This window comes from Rahnella sp. PAMC25559, assembly GCF_050632365.1.
Lineage (GTDB): Bacteria > Pseudomonadota > Gammaproteobacteria > Enterobacterales > Enterobacteriaceae > Rahnella > Rahnella rivi.
Window position 1 is genome coordinate 3,575,429 of record NZ_CP192543.1, and the last position, 17,763, is coordinate 3,593,191.

Below are 17,763 nucleotides of genomic sequence, written 5' to 3' on the forward strand. Positions count from 1 at the left end.
TTCTTATTCACCGCCGATAGTCGCGGTCATGCGGATCTGGCGGCTGTCGCTCATTTCCAGATTCGACATCACCACAATCTGCGGCAGGGAACGGCGCAGGAAGCGCGAAAGCAACGGACGCAGCGCGTGGTTCACCAGCAGAACCGGCGGCGCACCGAGCATATCCTGACGCTGCAACGCCGCTTCAGACTGCGTCAGCAGACGGTCAGCCAGACCCGGCTCCAGCCCGCCGCCGCTCTGCAAGGCCTGCAACAGCAGACGCTCCAGCGCGGTATCCAGCCCGATAACCTGCACTTCACCGGTGCCAGGGAACCATTGCTGGGTGATCGCCCTGCCCAGCGCCACGCGCACCACCGAAGTGAGCTCATTCGGATCAGGCTGGGTCGGTGCGTATTCCGCCAGGGTTTCAATAATGGTGCGCATATCGCGGATCGAGACGCGCTCGGAAAGCAGGTTTTGCAGCACTTTGTGCATGTTGGTCAGCGAGATGACGCCCGGAATAAAGTCTTCGGTCAGCTTCGGCATTTCTTTGCTGACCCTGTCCATCAGTTCCTGCGTTTCCTGACGGCCAAACAGCTCTCTGGCATGCAGACTGATCAGATGATTGAGGTGCGTGGCGACCACGGTGCTGGCTTCCACCACCGTAAAGCCCTGAATCTGCGCCTGTTCACGCATCGCCGGTTCAATCCACACCGCCGAGAGCCCGAAGGCCGGATCCACGGTCGCTTCACCCGGCAATTCGCCAATGGCACTGCCCGGATTGATTGCCATCCAGCGGCCGGGATGCGCGGTGCCGGTGCCAATTTCGACGCCTTTCATTAAAATACGGTAGCCCGCAGGCGGTAATTCGAGGTTATCGCGGATGTGAACAACCGGCGGCAGATAGCCCATTTCCTGCGCGAATTTCTTACGAATACTGCGGATACGCCCCAGCAGTTCACCATTTTGCGCGAAGTCCACCATCGGGATCAGACGGTAACCGACTTCCATGCCCAGCGGGTCTTCCAGCTGAACGTCCTGCCAGCTCGCTTCCACCAGCTGTTTGTTTTCACCTTCGACCGGCGCGGCTTCTTTTACCACCGGGGCTTTTTGCTCCTGACCACGGATCCACCAGGCCAGCGCTAACAGCCCGGTCGTGAACAGCAGGAAGACCAGGTTCGGCATGCCCGGCACCATGCCGAGTAAACCCAGCACGCCTGCACTCAGCATCATAACGCGCGGGTTACGGAACAGCTGGGTCACCATCTGCTCGCCGACGTCCTGATTGGTACCGACGCGGGTCACGATGACACCGGCCGCCGTGGAGATCACAAGTGCTGGGATCTGCGCCACCAGACCATCACCGATGGTCAGCAGGGTGTAGCTTTCCGCCGCGTGGCCGAAATCCATATCATGTTGCAGTACGCCGACCAGCAGGCCGCCGACCACGTTAATGATCATGATCATCAGACCGGCAACGGCATCACCGCGCACGAATTTACTCGCACCGTCCATAGAACCGTAGAAATCCGCTTCCTGCGTGACGTCGCTGCGGCGCTGTTTGGCTTCATCTTCACCAATCAGACCGGCGTTGAGATCGGCGTCGATAGCCATCTGTTTGCCGGGCATGCCGTCGAGCACGAAACGCGCGCCGACTTCGGCGATACGCCCGGCACCTTTGGTTATGACCATAAAGTTGATCAGCACCAGAATGATAAACACCACGATACCGATGGCGAAGTTACCGCCCACCAGGAAGTGGCCGAAAGCTTCGATCACCCGCCCTGCCGCCGCGCCGCCGGTGTGACCTTCGAGTAAGATCACACGGGTCGAGGCCACGTTAAGCGATAAACGCAGCAAGGTGGAAAACAGAAGAATGGTCGGGAACGCGGCAAAATCCAGCGTGCGCTGGGTGAACATCGCCACCAGCAGCACCATGATGGAAAGCGCGATGTTAAAGGTAAACAGTAAGTCGAGCAGGAACGGCGGCAGCGGCAGCACCATCATCGACAGGATCATCAGAATCAGGATAGGGCCAGCCAGCACCTGCCATTGTCCGGACTTAAAGTTGGCGGGTAAACGCAGCATCGCGGCCAGATTAGCCATGGGTATCACTCTCTCCTGCAAAATCCAATGCGTCAGGCACCGGTAAATGTTGAGGTTTTTTAGGGATCAGTCCGCCTTCACGCTTCCAGCGTTTGAGCTGATAAACCCAGGCCAGAACTTCCGCGACCGCGGCATACAGCGCGGCCGGGATTTGCTGACCAATATCACTGTGCCGGTAAAGCGCACGTGCCAGAGGCGGCGCTTCCAGCATCGGAATTTTGTGTTCGGCACCCAGCTCTTTGATGCGCAGCGCCACGTTGCCCGCACCTTTCGCCAGCACTTTTGGCGCACTCATTTTGTCTTCGCTGTACTGCAACGCCACCGCGTAGTGCGTCGGGTTGGTGACAATCACGTCGGCCTTCGGCACATCGGCCATCATCCGGCGGCGGGCCATCGCACGTTGCTGCTGGCGGATACGCCCTTTGACGTGCGGGTCACCTTCCTGACTTTTATGTTCGTCGCGGATGTCCTGCTTGCTCATGCGCAGTTTCTTCAGGTTGCTCCAGATTTGCCAGAACACGTCGAACGCCACCATCGGCGTCAGCCCGAAGACCACCATCAGCCCGCAAAATGCCACCATGCTCAGCGCTTCGCCGAGCGCGGGAATGGTCGGCTGGGCGATCAGTCGCAGCATTTCCGGCCACTTATGCCACAGGTATAAACCTGCGACACTGCCCACCAGCGATGCTTTCAATATCGCTTTCAGCAGTTCCGCCAGCACCTGACCGGAAAACAGCCGCTTGAATCCGGCAATCGGATCCATACGGCTGAACTTAAATTCAAAGGATTTGGCACTGAACAGCAGGCCGCCCAGCAACAAGGGCGCGGCGAGCGCGATCAGGATCAGCCCGCCAATCACCGGCAACAACGCCATCACCGCTCGCCCGAGCAGTGAGGCCATTTGCTGCAACATCTCCCGGTCGTTGCCGATGATGTTGTGATCGAAATTCAGCCCCTGGGCGATCATCACGCCAAGCTGGCGCGCCATGGATTCGCCGGACATCCACAACAGCGTTAATCCGCCGCCGAGCATCAGCATCGAGGTCAGTTCGCGCGAGCGCGGGATCTGCCCTTCTTCACGGGCTTTTTCCAGCCTGTGGGCTGTGGGGGCCTCACTTTTTTCGAGATCGCTTTCTTCAGCCACCGGCGGTTCCTGTCAGCATTTACCCGCCGCTCAACAGGCAACGGGCACAATTTCACGCATAGCATGACAAAAGCGGCTAAGTCTTATGGATGGAACAAGGGGGATAAATGCGGGTTATTCCACAGATGGCGGCAGAGGGGGAAAATAATTAAAAATTTTGGATAAGAGAAACACCTCTTTGCATAGCACAAAGAGGTGTTCTTTTGAGGCAGGCAGACGCATCAGAAACCTAATGAATCCAGCAGGTCATCGACCTGTTCCTGCGAGGCCACCACGCCGACACCGTTGGTATCGAGCTGCGGGCCGTTGAGCAGGCTGTCGTTTTCACGTTTCGCTCTGACCTGTTGCTCAGGAATGTTTTCCATCAGCACCATCAGCAGCTGATTTTCAATTTCCTGCACCACGGTCATCATGCGTTTGATCACCTGACCGGTCAGATCCTGGAAATCCTGCGCCATCATGATTTCCATCAACTGTGCGTTGGTGAAACCGGTGTGCTCAGGCACTTCTTTCAGGTAGCCGCGGGTATCAGAAACCAGTTCGCGGGCGTCAGACAGTTCGATAGGATTCTCAAACCATTCCTCCCAGCGCTTGTCGAGCTTTTTGGCACCGGATTCCAGTTTGTTCTGACGAGGCTGCGCCGCTTCCACGCAGTTCAGGGCGCGTTCTGCGGCCTGCGCCGTCATGGTGACAACGTAGTCGAGACGGTCACGCGCGTCAGGGATCGCTTCCGCGGCCTGAGCAATGGCCTGATCCAGGCCAAGTTCACGCATACTGTCGCGTAACATACGGGTCAGTTGCCCAATGCGGGCGATAATATCGCCCGCGGTTGCTGCATCATTTGCAGGCATTGGTATCTCTGCCATAACTGCTCCTACATGCCCAGTTTTTCGAAGATTTTGCCCAGCTTTTCTTCCAGCGTGGCGGCGGTAAATGGCTTGACGACGTAACCACTGGCACCGGCTTGCGCGGCGGCCACAATGTTCTCTTTTTTCGCTTCGGCGGTGACCATCAGTACCGGCAGTTTTGCCAGTGCGGCATCCGCGCGGATGGTTTTGAGTAAATCCAGACCGTCCATGTTTGGCATGTTCCAGTCAGATACCACGAAGTCAAAACCCCCGGCGCGCAGTTTGTTCAGCGCATCAACGCCATCTTCCGCTTCTTCCACGTTCTGGAAGCCCAGCTCTTTCAGCAGGTTGCGAACAATACGACGCATGGTAGAGAAATCGTCTACTACCAGGAATCTCAGATTTGGATCGGCCATGTTTTATCTACTCCTAAGGTTTGCTACCCAGCGCAAGGCTGAAAAATTAAATACGTAATGCCTGACCGGCTGATATTTGTGCCAGCATGCGCTGGCTGATTTGGCTGAGATCCACCACTTCATTGACGCCACCGGTGGCGATAGCCTCACGAGGCATACCGAAAACCACACAACTGGCTTCATTTTGTGCCAGGGTATACGCCCCTGCGCGGTGCATCTCCAGCATGCCGGCGGCGCCGTCATTGCCCATTCCCGTCAGGATCACCCCGACGGCATTGCGTCCGGCGAACTGCGCCACCGAACGAAATAACACGTCAACCGACGGACGATGGCGGTTGACCGCCGGACCGTCGTTCAACTTAACCTGATAGTTGGCCCCGCTGCGTGCCAGTTCCATGTGTCTGTCGCCCGGCGCAATGTACGCATGCCCCGGTAAAACGCGCTCGCCGTCTTCGGCCTCTTTTACGGTGATCTGGCACAGTTTGTTCAGACGTTCGGCAAAAGAGCGCGTGAAGCCTGGGGGCATGTGCTGCGTGATCATCAGCGCCGGACAGGTCGGTGGCAGCGGTTGCAGAACGTGGCGGATTGCTTCGGTTCCGCCGGTGGAAGAGCCAATGGCGATCAGCTTTTCACTGCTGAGCAGCGGCGTATGGCTGAGAATGCGCGGCTGTTCCAGATTTACGCTTTTGTTCAGGCGCGCTTTTGACGCGGTGCGGATCTTGTCAGCAATCATTTCGCTGTAAGCCAGCATGCCTTCGCGGATCCCGAGCTGCGGTTTGGTGACGAAATCAATCGCCCCCAGTTCCAGCGCGCGCAGGGTGATTTCCGAGCCTTTACCGGTCAGCGATGACACCATCACTACCGGCATCGGGCGCAGACGCATCAGTTTTTCCAGAAAATCCAGCCCGTCCATGCGCGGCATTTCCACATCCAGCGTCAGCACGTCCGGGTTGAATTTCTTGATCAGATCCCGTGCGACCAGCGGATCGGGCGCGGTCGCCACCATTTCCATGTCGGGATGGCTGTTAATGATTTCAGTCATCAGCTGACGCATTAACGCCGAGTCATCGACGCTCAATACTCTGATTTTATTCATTACCTCTCCTTGGCGAGGCCATAGACGGTCTGGCCACGCAAATAAAATTCCCGGCTGATCTGGCTGAAGTTTTCGGAGTGGCCGGCAAACATCAGGCCACCCGGCTTAAGTAACGGAACAAATCGGCGTAAAATTTTCTCCTGCGTTTCTTTATCGAAATAAATCATCACATTACGGCAGAAAATTGCATCAAAGGGTCCGTTCAGCTGCCACTGGTTTGCCAGTAAATTCAGTTGCTGGAAGGCCACCATTTGCGTCAGTTCCGGACGGGCGCGCACCAGACCACTGTGCGGGCCGGTGCCCTTGAGGAAGAACTTCTGCAACTGTTGCGGGCTGAGCGTGCGCAACTCTTCCTGGCGATAGACGCCCGCCGTGGCTTTTTCCAGCACCTGAGTATCGATGTCGCTGGCCTGAATACGGCAGTTCGCCATACGCGGCCCCAGCGCTTCGCTCAGGGTCATGGCGATGGAGTACGGCTCTTCGCCCGTTGAGGCGGCGGTGCTCCAGACGCTGTAATTATTCGGTCTTGAACGCGCATGTTCCGCAAGTATCGGGAAGTGATGCGCTTCGCGGAAAAATGCCGTCAGGTTAGTGGTCAGCGCATTAATAAACGCCTGCCATTCCGCGCTGCTGGTATCACTTTCCAGCATCGCCAGATAACTGCCGAAATCGTTCAGCCCGAGTAGCCGCAACCGCCGTACCAGGCGGTTGTAGACCATCTCCCGTTTGTGATCCGCCAGCACGATACCTGCGCGCTGATAAATCAGCTCACTGATCCGGCGGAAATGGATATCTGACAGCGGTAACCGCTGGATCATCTGTGCCATGATCGAAGTGTTATCAGCACTCAGTGGCGAGCCTGGTTGATTCATGGTGCAGCTCCAGTAACGAACAGGTGGTATTTCTAAACCTTTTTTGACGCTTCATGGCCGTCCGGTCTGTCAGAATGTTTCCCAGTTATCCGCCGATCCCGCACGCGCGGTCGCAGGGAGTAACGCGGGTGGCGTCAGCGAACGTGGCGCAAAACCAGACGCCGGTGTGTTGCGCGGTGCATGCCCGCTTTCTGACGTCGAGAGACGGAAGACAGAGACAGCACGGGTCAGGTTCTCAGACTCCACTTCCAGCGCATGGGTGGAAGACGCGGCCTGCTGAACCAGCGTGGCGTTTTGCTGCGTCACCTGATCCATCTGCGTCACAGCAATCGATACCTGCTCGATGCCACGGCTTTGCTCATCCGACGCCGAGGCGATTTCGCCCATGATGTCGGTGACGCGGGTCACGGCACGCACGATGTCATCCATGGTGTTGCCGGCAGATTCCACCAGTTCGGAACCCTGACTGACGCGGCTGACGGATTCGTCGATCAGCGCTTTGATCTCTTTTGCGGCCTGCGCACTGCGTTGTGCCAGACTGCGCACCTCACCGGCCACCACGGCAAACCCGCGCCCCTGCTCACCCGCACGGGCGGCTTCGACGGCGGCGTTCAGTGCCAGAATGTTGGTCTGGAAAGCAATGCCATCAATCACGCTGGTGATGGCGCTGATTTTCTTCGAGCTGCCTGCAATGTCATTCATGGTTTTCACCACGTTGCCGGTCAGTGCGCCGCCTTTTTCTGCGGTATTTGAAGCATCGCGCGCCAGCTGTGTCGCCTGACGGGCGTTCTCGGCGTTCTGTTTCACCGTCGCGGTGAGTTGCTCCATGCTGGCAGCCGTTTCTTCCAGAGCGGAAGCCTGCTGTTCAGTACGCGCCGATAAATCGGTGTTTCCCGCAGCAATGCCTTTCAGGCCGGAGAACATGGTGTCTGCGCCGTGACGCACGGTGCGCACGGTATTGGCCAGCGACTGCTGCATCTGTTGCAGGCTGTCGAGCATCACTTTAATTTCGTAACGGCCTTCGACGGTGATCGGTGCCGAGATATCTCCCGCGCCGATGCGGTCAAAATGCCCCCGCATGACGGTCAGCGGCTGGAACAGAATACGGCGGGTGATCACCAGCGCCAGGGCGGTCAGCAGCACCAGCAGAACCACAATCACCGAGGTGTTGATCATCACGTTCTGATAAGACGCTACGGTCTGCTCTTTAGCCTGGTTAAAACGGCCACCGACATACGCGGTGTAATTCCCCACGTCTTTCTGGAACTGATCCTGGTATTTTTGTGCCGGGCCGTTAAGGAAGCCCTGCATATCACCGGCGGACAGCATGTCGTTCAGTGACTGCAACATATCGTGCAACTGCTGATAGCTGGCCTTGTTCACCGCCGTCAGTTCAGCCGCTTTTTCGGTTCTGCGGGGCAGCGCCAGAAACGCGGCGTAAGCATTTTCGGCATTTTTCAGGCTGGCTTTGGCATCTGCCATCAGCTGCGTGATGTTTTCCTGCGGCTGTTTCAGCGCCAGACGCGTGGCCGCGCGGTTCAGGGTATTACGGGTTTGCAGCAGATAAGACCAGGTCTGGTTGAGCGCATCCCGCTGCTCAGTGGTATTGGCAATCTGCTCGAAATTAGTTTTATCCGTGTGGGCGGCGTACAGCGATAAACCGCTGTTGACCAGTTGCATCACAAAAAACACTAACAACAGTAAAAACATGCAGGTGGACACACGGATGTGCTTAAACATGGATAACCTCTTTATGTGCCGGCCCTGACCGGCACAGTATTTCTTATAATTATTGCGATGTACGTGGCTTAAAAAGTTTCCCAGTTTTCAGACAACTTGCTCTGTGCCGCTCCACCTGTACCGGCCTGAGAACCTGACAGGTTCGGAGTCAACAAAGGCAGTCTCGTCGAAGACGAAGTCACCGGGCGCACGCTGTTATTGACGGATTGACTCAGTGTGAACACCGCCACAGATTGCGTCAGCAGGCTCGCCTGCTCTTCCAGCGCCGCCGAGGCGGACGCGGATTCTTCAACCAGTGAGGCGTTCTGCTGCGTCACCCGATCCATTTCGGTAATCGCCTGCGCGACCTGCTCAATCCCGCGGCTCTGCTCGTCAGAGGCCGAAGTGATTTCGCCCATGATGTCGGTGACGCGGGTGACCGCATTCACCATGTCATTCATGGTTTCACCGGCACTTTCAGCCAGTACCGAGCCGGTATTAATGCGGCTGACAGAATCATCAATCAGCCCTTTAATCTCTTTGGCAGCCTGCGCGCTGCGCTGTGCCAGGCTGCGAACTTCTCCCGCCACCACCGCGAAACCGCGCCCTTGCTCACCGGCACGCGCCGCTTCAACCGCCGCGTTCAGTGCCAGAATGTTGGTCTGGAAGGCAATCCCGTCGATCACACCGGTAATGTCAGTGATTTTCTTCGAGCTGCTGGCGATGTCGTTCATGGTATCGACGACGTTGGCCACCACTTTGCCGCCCTTCAGCGCCGTTTCCGATGCGCTCAGTGCCAGCTGGCTGGCCTGACGGGCGTTTTCGGCGTTCTGTTTCACGGTCGCGGTCAACTGCTCCATGCTGGCTGCGGTTTCTTCCAGTGCTGATGCCTGCTCTTCGGTACGCGAAGAGAGATCACTGTTACCGGCAGAAATTTCGCTCGCGCCGCTGTAAATCGCGTCGGCACCGTGGCGCACGCCGGAGACAGTTCGAATCAGTTCTTCCTGCATGTACTTGAGACTATCGGCAAGCTGGCCGATTTCATTACGGCTTTTCACCACTATTTCGTGCGTCAGATCGCCGGTGGCGATTTTACGGATGGTGACGACGATATTTTTCAGCGGATGGATCAGGATGCGCTGAACGCCGACCCAGGCCAGAATGATGAAAATCGCCAGTACAATCAGTACGGTACCCAGCATCCACATCGCATGCGTGAAGGAACTTTCGCTGACGTGAACCGCCTGGTCATACAAATGGTCGTTCTGATCGATATAGGTCACGAACGCTTTTTCGAAATTGTCCTGATACTGCTGCGTCGGCTGTTCGAAGAAATCGTTGATACGGCCAAGGCCGATCAGCTCGATAAGTTCCGAAAGCGCGTCGTGAAGCACCTGATATTGTTTTTTAGCATCTTCAGCGAAAGCCGGGTTCTGGCTGGCATCCGCAGGAATTTTTTGATAATTAGCAAAATGCTGGTCAGCAATTTTCAGATCTTTGGTCGCCGTGTCGATCAGTTCTTTGACCGTCGCGCCGCTGCCCATCTGGTTCGCATCGAGCATGAAACGGATCCCGGCACGGTTGAGCGTGTTACGGGTTTGCAGAAGGTAAATCCAGCTGGCGTTGAATTCCGCCTGCTGTAAACGAATCTGCTGAGAGGTGGTGAAATTGTCTTTGTCCGTCTTTAAGGATTTAAAGAACAGGCCGCCGGATACCAACTGTAAAGCACCGAAGACCATCAGTAAGATCACGATGCCCGTGACCACTTTCATACGGTTAAACATGTTGTTCCTTTTTAAATGAGAATTATCTGGAAGGGTTATCGGCAGAAATGAGGGGAACTTTATGTGAAGGGGATCAGATTTTTTGGCTGACGCAGGGCACCCTCCCCGGCAGGCTTCAGAGGCCCGGCATCGCGAGCGATAAGATCAGAAAGGACGTCATGGCACAGAGTGTGATTCGGTGGTCTGAGGAAATTACGCCACCGTAGCGACAAAACTTTTTAACAGGGCAATGCGATGCGCATCAGGGCTGACCATCAGGTCATGGTGGATCATCAGCACCACGGCTTTTAATAACTCAGTGGTGGTGTCGATGTGTGACAGCGATTTTAACTTATCGATATCATTGCCGATTTCACGCCCTTTCAGGGACAGGCGTTTATTGGCCGGACCGCTCGCCAGTTCTGACGTCAGTAAGGTGACCAGCTGCACTGCGGCTTCCGGGTTGGACGCCAGCTGATGAATGTAATATTTCAGCAGTAACGGCACGAAATCGGGGGTTGCCCCTAATTCCGCACTGGCAAGATTTAACAAATCAATCATGTGCGCCGGAACACGGCTTTCCACGGCTTTGCGCTGCAACTGCAGTTGCTTTTTAATCGCGGGCACCGACTGATAAGGGATCACCGCGACGCTGTCGCAGGTCTTACAGACACCCGCGATAATGTTTTTCACGATGCCGCTGCCGTCATCAAACGGCACATCACGCAACTGATAGCTGACCATCCTGAAAGCCTCACACACTCCGCATGCGGCTCTTTCTTCATCCCCTACTTTAACAATAATCATATTTTCCCTTAATGATGAACGCTGATGAAAACACTGTTGGGTTCTGCAAAATACCATTTGATGTACCAGTTAACCCCGGCATACCAGAGGGTAATAATGTGGACATCAAGACTACTGTCTAGATGGTGGCGGCGACTCTGGTAGTGTTGCCCGGTAGCCAGACCGATCACCCTCTCCAGTTCCTGTGACGTCACCTCCCCCGTACTTAAAAGATTTTTAAGATGAATTTCACGTCTTACCGCAAACCTGACTTGCCCATTCTTTAAACACGCGATCACCTTCCCTTTGATCTCTTTGAAACTCATGCCGCCTCAATGTACGCCACGTGTCGTACTTAATCAAATTATCATTTTGCCCACGTATATTTGCGTGAAGCCCCGTCCCACCGGGCTATCACGCCATAACTTGCAAAAAGATGCTCAGATAAAATGATGAATTTTCAGGCAACTGGAAGGTGTTACGCAAAAACGTGCTGCACGAAATGCAACACGGATGTTTACGGTCAAAACGGCTCGCAGGATGCGCTTTTGCGCCGCCCCCTGACGTTAAACAGCAAATAACTCGCCACTGCCAGCACCCAGACCCCGGCTGCGCCATAGAGCAGAATGCCTGCAAACCCTTGCGTCAGCGCCTGTTCAACCTGCCCGCGGTGCAGAGTTTCAACGGCAGAACCTCCTGCGATACGCCCGGCCAGTGAAGAGATATCTGTTGCCGCTGGCATGGATCCTTTCAGGCTCGCCGCAATTCCCGCCACCAGCAGGCTGCCCATCAGGGCAATGTTGACGGAAAGCGTGATAAGCCGTGCGCTGATATCAATGCCCGAGGCCATTCCCGCCCGGTTTGCCGCAACGGAACCGGTGGTGGTGTTGGTTACCGGCGTATTGGTCAGCCCGAGAGCGATACCTGCCAGCAGCGCACCTGGCATCAAACTCATGTGATGCACCACGGCGATTTGCATCAGAATAAAACCTGCGCCGATGGCGAATAATCCCAGCGGGATCAGACGTGATGCGCCAAAACGGGTGGTCAGCTTTTCACCCAACGGCGGCATCAGCAACGTGGGCAAGGTGTAAGCCAGCAGTGCCAGGCCGGTAGCAACGCTGCCATACCCCAGCCCGGCCTGGTAGTACACCGGCAGGTAAATCATCAGCGGCCAGAAGCTGAAATTCATGCCCACCGATCCCATCAGCGCACCGGAAAATGCCCGCACGCGGAAGACTGAAAAATCGAACATCGGATGCGAATGGCGTTTTTCAATCCAGATGAACAGGGCAGCGCTGACCGCGGTGATCAGCATCACGGCGCGCGCGATGACGCTGTGCCAGCCCAGGCTGCCGCCCTGCGTGATGAGATACGTCACGCCCATCACCGTCAGCGATAACGTGACAAGCCCGCCGAGATCCAGTTTTTTAGCCTGCGCGTCGCGGGATTCCACCACGTTTTTCAGCGCCAGAATCAGGGTCAGTAATGCGATAAACCCGTGTACCAGAAATACCCATTGCCAGCTCAGCCACGCCACTAGCATACCGCCGACGATCGGCCCGAAGCCCAGTCCGAAGCCGAAGGTGATCCCCCAGGCGGCAAATGCGCGGCTGCGCGCTTTCCCTTGCGGAAACTGGGAGGACAGTATCGCAATCAGGCAGGTCAGCATCGCGCCGCCGCTCAGCCCTTGTAAAAACCGCCCGACGATGAGCCACGGCGCCGTGGACGCCAGCCCGCACATCAGAGACGTGACCCCGAAGGCGCAAATGCTGATGATGAAAACGCGCTTACGCCCGTATTTGTCCGCCAGTGTACCGGTGGCCATCAGCACCGTGGTGCAGGCCAGCGTGTAGGCATTCATGATCCACTGCAACTCCCTGAAGCTCGCGTGCATCTCCTTTTCGAGCACCGGCAAAATCACCGGCACGCTGGAGATTTCCAGCCCTGACATCAGCGCGGCAAGACAAACCGCCATCAGTGCCAACATGTTTTTCATATCTGGTCCCTGCAAAACGTAAGAGAGTGCCAGCATGGAAGATTGGCGGCGTGCTGGAAATCCATCCGGATGCCATGTATCGTCAAGATCATGCCAAAATCACCGGTAACCCATCATGCGCATTACGTCCCCTTCTCCGCTCCCTGCCCGCTCGCCCGCGCCCCTGAACCGGCGTCTGGTGTTGCTGGCCTATGAGTGCCTGTGTACGTTCGAGTTCGGTATTGCGGTTGAAGCTTTCGGGCGGGCCGACGATGTTTTTGGTGAGCCTTTGTATGATCTGTGTGTCGCTTCGGTGGAGGAAGGCACTTTCAGCGCGCAGGGCGGCGTCCGGCTGGTGGTCGATGGCGGGCTGGAACTGCTGGAGGATGCAGGTACGATCGTGATCCCCGGCTGGCGAAGTGTTCACGAACCGGCGTCAGAGGCACTCATCATCGCGTTGCAAAAAGCGCACCGCAGCGGCACCCGCATTGTCTCAATCTGCGCAGGCAGCTTTGTGCTCGGCGCAGCCGGACTGCTTGATGGCAAACGCGCTACCGCGCACTGGAACAGTACGGAGATTCTGGCGCAGCGTTTTCCTGAGGTGCAGGTCGAACACGGGATGATTTACGTGGATGAAGGCAGCATTATTACGTCTGCCGGCGGCGCGGCGGGTGTCGATTTGTGTCTGCATCTGATCCGTCGCGATTACGGTATTGAAGTTGCCAACCGCACGGCGCGCCGCATGGTGACGCCGCCGCTGCGTGAAGGCAATCAGGCGCAGCTGATTCAGCAACCCGTTCCACGGCGTCAGACCAAAAATCTCGCCCCGCTGCTGGACGATTTACGCAGTCATCTCAATACGCCGCTGGTGATTGAGCAGCTCGCCGCACAAGCCGGTATGAGCCGCCGGACTTTTCTGCGGCGTTTTCACGATGCAACAGGCACGACGCCCGGCGAATGGATGCTGAGCGTCCGGCTGGAAAAAGCCTGTGCGCTGCTGGAAAACGGCACATTAAGCATTGACCGCGTCGCCGAACAAGCCGGTTTTGGATCGCCGGAAACCCTGCGCCATCACTTCCGCCAGCGTCTCGACACCACCCCGACGAAGTGGCGCAAAGCATTCATTGAAAGGCGCATGGCGGGCTAATGTGGCAGGCGGTGCCGGAGTTTTTGAGCTGCCTGTGCGGCAGTGAACCGTTCAATTGTGAGGGTTAGGTATTGAACGGCAAAAGATTAACGCTGTTCGGTGGAAAATACCCTCTTTTTTTAGGGGTATTTGTGACACAAAAAATCAATGGGTTAGCGAAGGCACGGAAAAGAGGGTATCGCTGAGAAGTCCTTAATACCCTACCCCAATCCTTCGCAGGAGAGGCAAAAACGGGTGGGATTTTACAAACAGACTGCCGTCAATCATCACCCGCATAAATGCATCGCGTTTATTATAAATCTGGGATCGGAATATTATTGATTCTCATTTATCTGAAAAATGCAACCTGCTAATAACCTTTACGCTCCGTTAATACAACATATATAAATCTCAGCCCTCACATAGTTCAACGCCGGGTAAACCATCTGCTTTAATAACTAATAATAGTAAGTGGTCGGATTTGTAAAAAAACTGATAAGTCAGAAGATGTGATTTCACTTCCTTATTATCAATATGAGTTATTATGAAAAAATTAATTATTGCGGCTGTCGCTGCAACGGTATTATCAGGGTGTGCTCAACAGACATTTAACTTAAGGGATGATATTGCAGAACAACCTGCTCATGTCACCAAGCAAGCTTTCTTCGTCAATGGTATTGGGCAGGAACAGACCATAGATGCAGCGAAGATTTGTGGTGGCGCAAATAAAGTTGTTCGTACAGAAGTTCAGGAATCAGGTATGGATGTATTCCTGCATGTTGTAAGCTTAGGTATATATACACCTCGCGAAGCACGCGTTTATTGCGCGAAATAGTTACTAAAAATAATCCTCATTAAAGCCTGCTGTCATTCATATTGATTAGCAGCAGGCTATTTTAACAACGCAACGAGATTATTGTAATAACTCCCTATTCCCCTCGATAATTTAATTAACTTCTTTTCATCCAGTTTTAATTATCCGTTAATCTTCCACTGTCTATGGAATTCAGCAATCTTGCCCGGCGGATATTGGATCATCCGGTCATTTCTGTGGGATTATTTAATTTTTAAATCGGGAATGGCGCGCTCAAAAATCTTGCTGAACGGAGCGGCCTGAAGACCAGAGGCTTCAGGACCGAGAGAAGGAACCGCGAAGCGGCAAGATTTTGCGCCACACGCGGTAGTTGCAGGACATGGCCCTCGTGCCTGCGACAGCGCGAAGAAGAAAAACGCAGGATTGTTAAGGGGCGCGTTTACGCCCCTTAACCCGGTGTGGGCGGGTGCCCACTACCCTGACGTTAAAGAACGAAAATCAAATTTTCGTCACGCTATCCACTAACGCCATCTCTTCACTGCTCAGCAGCTTCTCAATATCCACCAGAATCAACATACGGTCACCCAGAGAACCCAACCCGGTGAGGTATTCGGTTGACATGGTCACTGCAAATTCTGGTGCGGGACGGATCTGATCTTGCGTTAACGACAGCACGTCGGATACGCCGTCAACCACAATACCCACCACGCGGTTTTCGAAGTTGAGGACGATCACTACGGTGTTTTCATTGTAGATCACATCTTCCTGCGCGAATTTCACCCGCAGATCGAGAATGGGTACGATGACGCCACGCAGGTTGGTGACACCTTTAATGAACGCCGGGGTGTTCGCAATACGGGTGACCTGATCGTAACCGCGGATTTCCTGCACTTTCAGGATATCGATGCCGTATTCTTCGTCGCCCAGGGTAAAGATCAGGAACTCCTGTCCTACCGTTTCGCCCGCAATTTTTGCCACAGTTGCAAGTCCTGCCATGTTGTTCACCTTAAATCAGCCTGAGTTTTTACGCCCGGTGGCCGTCACCTGACGGGCCAGCCACCGGCGGTTTTGCACGCTTTTATTGTTAATCACATCAGGCGGCAGATGCGCCAGTTGCACGCTTGTCACGGTTCAGTGCCTGCAATGCAGACACATCAACAATCAGCGCCACGCTGCCGTCACCCAAAATAGTGGCGGCGGAAATGCCCGGCACTTTGCGATAGTTGCTTTCCAGATTCTTCACCACCACCTGATGCTGACCGATCAACTGATCAACCAGTAAGGCGTAGCGGCGGCCTGCACTTTGCAGGATCACGACAATGCCCTGAGTGGCTTCAGTTTTCGCGCCTTCAACGTCAAACACGTTGTAGAGCTCGACCAGCGGCAGATATTCTCCGCGCACCTGCAGAACGCGCTCGCCACCGGCCAGCGGGTGCAAATCTTCCGCCAGCGGTTGCAGCGATTCCATCACCGCATTCAGTGGCAGAATGAAGACTTCTTTGCCCACTTTCACCGACATGCCGTCGAGGATCGCCAGCGTCAGTGGCAGCAGGATACGGATGGTGGTGCCTTTGCCTTGCTGGGAATGGATTTCGACGTGACCGCCCATTTCCTGAATGTTTCGCTTCACCACGTCCATGCCTACGCCACGGCCTGAGACGTCGGTGACTTTTTCCGCCGTCGAGAAGCCCGGTGCGAAAATCAGCATGCCGACATCTTCGTCACTCATGCTCTCGCTGACGTTCATGCCTTGCGACAGGGCTTTCGCCAGAATACGTTCGCGGTTCAGACCGGCACCGTCATCCACCACTTCGATGCAGATGTTGCCGCCCTGATGCTCCGCAGACAGCGTCAGGTTGCCGGTTGGCGGTTTGCCGTTGGCAATGCGCGTTTCCGGCGTTTCGACACCGTGATCGAGGCTGTTACGCACCAGGTGCGTCAGCGGATCGATAATACGTTCGATCAGGCTCTTATCCAGTTCGGTAGAGCTGCCGAGCAGGGTCAGTTCGATTTGCTTATTCAGTTTGCTCGCCAGATCACGCACCAGACGCGGGAAGCGGCTGAAAACGTATTCCATCGGCATCATACGAATCGACATCACCGATTCCTGCAAATCACGGGCGTTACGCTCAAGCTGCCCCATGCTGTTGAGTAGGTCGCTGTGCGCCACCGGATCCAGCAGGTCGGAACGCTGCGCCAGCATCGACTGGGTGATCACCAGTTCGCCGACCAGGTTGATCAGCTGATCCACTTTCTCGACTGCCACACGGATGCTGGTCGATTCCGGCGCTTTTGGCGCGCGGGCTTTCGGCGGTTCGCTGCTGGGTACTGCCGTCAGGACCGGAGCGGGACGCGCCACAACAGCGGTTGCTGCCGGTTCTGCAACTGCCACCGATGCCGATGCCGCAACGGCAGCCGGTGTGGCCAGAACAGAAGCCTGGGTGAAGCTGATTTGTTCGGGTTCGAGCACGAAACACAGTACCGCGATGATATCGTCTTCGGTCACCGTGGTGACAAGCGTGGCTTCCACGCTGTCTTCGGTCTGTACCGGATCGACGATGTCGCCCAGATTCCCCAGCTCTTCCAGCATCACCGGCACTTCCTGCGGCTTCAGACCGGACAGGCGAACGCGCATCCCGCCTTTGCCCGCCGCAGGGGCTGCCGTTTGTGCAGGTTCGTCAGTGACGACGTGGAGATCCGCTGCCGGCTCCCGCGCTTGCTGCGCGTCGAGCGCCAGTTGTCTCAGGGCCGCACAGATGTATTCAAAACTGTCTGCATCGGGATCCCGGGAAGATTTATAGGCGTCCAGTTGCTCCTGCATAATGTCTTTCGTTTCCAAAAACAGGTTGATGATGTCGGTGCTCAGGCTCATTTCTGCGCGTCGCGCACCGTCGAGCAGGTTTTCCAGTAAATGGGTGGTTTCCTGCAGAACCGTAAAGCCAAAGGTCGCTGCTCCGCCTTTAATTGAGTGCGCTGCGCGGAAAATCGCGTTGAGCTGCTCAACGTCGGGCGCTTGCGGATCAAGCAACAACAGGTGTTGCTCCATGTCCGCCAGCAGCTCGTCGGCTTCATCAAAAAACGTCTGATAAAAATCAGTTATATCCATGCTCACGTGA

General features: G+C 55.6%; 15 protein-coding genes. 2 read left to right on the forward strand and 13 right to left on the reverse strand.

Annotated features, from left to right (window positions below; all coding sequences use genetic code 11):
- Window positions 1-3 precede the first annotated feature (3 nt).
- From flhA to ACQZQY_RS17725, 11 genes are all read right to left on the reverse strand, one after another.
- Window positions 4-2,085 (reverse strand): flagellar biosynthesis protein FlhA, encoded by a 2,082-nt coding sequence (flhA, locus tag ACQZQY_RS17675; RefSeq protein ID WP_056769715.1) that lies wholly within the window; start codon window positions 2,083-2,085, stop codon window positions 4-6.
- On the reverse strand, window positions 2,078-3,229 hold the full coding sequence (gene flhB, locus ACQZQY_RS17680; RefSeq protein WP_056769714.1) for a flagellar biosynthesis protein FlhB: 1,152 nt from the start codon (window positions 3,227-3,229) through the stop codon (window positions 2,078-2,080). Before flhB ends, flhA begins: the two co-directional genes overlap by 8 nt.
- A 221-nt stretch (window positions 3,230-3,450) precedes the next feature.
- Window positions 3,451-4,095 (reverse strand): protein phosphatase CheZ, encoded by a 645-nt coding sequence (gene cheZ, locus ACQZQY_RS17685; RefSeq protein ID WP_056769712.1) that lies wholly within the window; start codon window positions 4,093-4,095, stop codon window positions 3,451-3,453.
- An 8-nt stretch (window positions 4,096-4,103) separates the two neighbouring features.
- The gene (gene cheY, locus ACQZQY_RS17690) at window positions 4,104-4,493 is read right to left on the reverse strand and encodes a chemotaxis response regulator CheY (RefSeq protein WP_056769710.1); all 390 of its coding nucleotides are present in this window, start codon (window positions 4,491-4,493) and stop codon (window positions 4,104-4,106) included.
- Window positions 4,494-4,539: 46 nt separating this feature from the next.
- On the reverse strand, window positions 4,540-5,589 hold the full coding sequence (locus ACQZQY_RS17695; protein ID WP_056769709.1) for a protein-glutamate methylesterase/protein-glutamine glutaminase: 1,050 nt from the start codon (window positions 5,587-5,589) through the stop codon (window positions 4,540-4,542).
- Window positions 5,589-6,461: a protein-glutamate O-methyltransferase CheR gene (gene cheR, locus ACQZQY_RS17700; RefSeq protein WP_056769706.1), complete on the reverse strand. Its 873-nt coding sequence runs from the start codon at window positions 6,459-6,461 to the stop codon at window positions 5,589-5,591. Before cheR ends, ACQZQY_RS17695 begins: the two co-directional genes overlap by 1 nt.
- A gap of 69 nt (window positions 6,462-6,530) precedes the next feature.
- On the reverse strand, window positions 6,531-8,201 hold the full coding sequence (locus ACQZQY_RS17705) for a methyl-accepting chemotaxis protein (RefSeq protein WP_122094981.1): 1,671 nt from the start codon (window positions 8,199-8,201) through the stop codon (window positions 6,531-6,533).
- Between the two features lie 68 nt (window positions 8,202-8,269).
- Window positions 8,270-9,964, reverse strand: coding sequence for a methyl-accepting chemotaxis protein (locus tag ACQZQY_RS17710; protein WP_056769703.1), 1,695 nt, complete (start codon window positions 9,962-9,964; stop codon window positions 8,270-8,272).
- 192 nt (window positions 9,965-10,156) lie between these two features.
- On the reverse strand, window positions 10,157-10,687 hold the full coding sequence (locus ACQZQY_RS17715) for a hypothetical protein (RefSeq protein WP_421728506.1): 531 nt from the start codon (window positions 10,685-10,687) through the stop codon (window positions 10,157-10,159).
- Window positions 10,688-10,758: 71 nt separating this feature from the next.
- Window positions 10,759-11,055 carry a hypothetical protein gene (locus tag ACQZQY_RS17720; RefSeq protein WP_056769698.1) on the reverse strand — a complete coding sequence of 99 codons (297 nt, stop codon included), beginning with the start codon at window positions 11,053-11,055 and terminating at the stop codon, window positions 10,759-10,761.
- Between the two features lie 197 nt (window positions 11,056-11,252).
- Window positions 11,253-12,728 (reverse strand): MFS transporter, encoded by a 1,476-nt coding sequence (locus tag ACQZQY_RS17725; protein ID WP_431296110.1) that lies wholly within the window; start codon window positions 12,726-12,728, stop codon window positions 11,253-11,255.
- Window positions 12,729-12,843: 115 nt separating this feature from the next.
- On the opposite strand from ACQZQY_RS17725, the gene ftrA reads away from it, so the two are divergent.
- A complete protein-coding gene (gene ftrA / locus ACQZQY_RS17730) occupies window positions 12,844-13,854 on the forward strand; it encodes a transcriptional regulator FtrA (protein ID WP_431296111.1) in 1,011 nt (336 codons plus the stop codon).
- Window positions 13,855-14,377: 523 nt separating this feature from the next.
- On the forward strand, window positions 14,378-14,668 hold the full coding sequence (locus ACQZQY_RS17735) for a Bor family protein (protein WP_217203912.1): 291 nt from the start codon (window positions 14,378-14,380) through the stop codon (window positions 14,666-14,668).
- A gap of 477 nt (window positions 14,669-15,145) precedes the next feature.
- Here the strand turns inward: ACQZQY_RS17735 and cheW are convergent, their stop codons facing one another.
- Window positions 15,146-15,643, reverse strand: coding sequence for a chemotaxis protein CheW (gene cheW, locus ACQZQY_RS17740; RefSeq protein WP_056769601.1), 498 nt, complete (start codon window positions 15,641-15,643; stop codon window positions 15,146-15,148).
- A gap of 97 nt (window positions 15,644-15,740) precedes the next feature.
- Complete coding sequence (gene cheA / locus ACQZQY_RS17745; protein ID WP_431297205.1) at window positions 15,741-17,753, reverse strand: chemotaxis protein CheA; 2,013 nt, start codon at window positions 17,751-17,753, stop codon at window positions 15,741-15,743.
- Window positions 17,754-17,763 lie beyond the last annotated feature (10 nt).

What these genes read in the sequence shown, in the direction of transcription:
- flhA (WP_056769715.1), bottom strand. Translation starts at nt 2,085, where the DNA reads ATGGCTAATCTGGCCGCGATGCTGCGTTTACCCGCCAACTTTAAGTCC.
- cheZ (WP_056769712.1), bottom strand. Translation starts at nt 4,095, where the DNA reads ATGGCAGAGATACCAATGCCTGCAAATGATGCAGCAACCGCGGGCGAT.
- cheY (WP_056769710.1), bottom strand. Translation starts at nt 4,493, where the DNA reads ATGGCCGATCCAAATCTGAGATTCCTGGTAGTAGACGATTTCTCTACC.
- ACQZQY_RS17695 (WP_056769709.1), bottom strand. Translation starts at nt 5,589, where the DNA reads ATGAATAAAATCAGAGTATTGAGCGTCGATGACTCGGCGTTAATGCGT.
- cheR (WP_056769706.1), bottom strand. Translation starts at nt 6,461, where the DNA reads ATGAATCAACCAGGCTCGCCACTGAGTGCTGATAACACTTCGATCATG.
- ACQZQY_RS17705 (WP_122094981.1), bottom strand. Translation starts at nt 8,201, where the DNA reads ATGTTTAAGCACATCCGTGTGTCCACCTGCATGTTTTTACTGTTGTTA.
- ACQZQY_RS17710 (WP_056769703.1), bottom strand. Translation starts at nt 9,964, where the DNA reads ATGTTTAACCGTATGAAAGTGGTCACGGGCATCGTGATCTTACTGATG.
- ACQZQY_RS17715 (WP_421728506.1), bottom strand. Translation starts at nt 10,687, where the DNA reads ATGGTCAGCTATCAGTTGCGTGATGTGCCGTTTGATGACGGCAGCGGC.
- ACQZQY_RS17720 (WP_056769698.1), bottom strand. Translation starts at nt 11,055, where the DNA reads ATGAGTTTCAAAGAGATCAAAGGGAAGGTGATCGCGTGTTTAAAGAAT.
- ACQZQY_RS17725 (WP_431296110.1), bottom strand. Translation starts at nt 12,728, where the DNA reads ATGAAAAACATGTTGGCACTGATGGCGGTTTGTCTTGCCGCGCTGATG.
- ftrA (WP_431296111.1), top strand. Translation starts at nt 12,844, where the DNA reads ATGCGCATTACGTCCCCTTCTCCGCTCCCTGCCCGCTCGCCCGCGCCC.
- ACQZQY_RS17735 (WP_217203912.1), top strand. Translation starts at nt 14,378, where the DNA reads ATGAAAAAATTAATTATTGCGGCTGTCGCTGCAACGGTATTATCAGGG.
- cheW (WP_056769601.1), bottom strand. Translation starts at nt 15,643, where the DNA reads ATGGCAGGACTTGCAACTGTGGCAAAAATTGCGGGCGAAACGGTAGGA.
- cheA (WP_431297205.1), bottom strand. Translation starts at nt 17,753, where the DNA reads ATGGATATAACTGATTTTTATCAGACGTTTTTTGATGAAGCCGACGAG.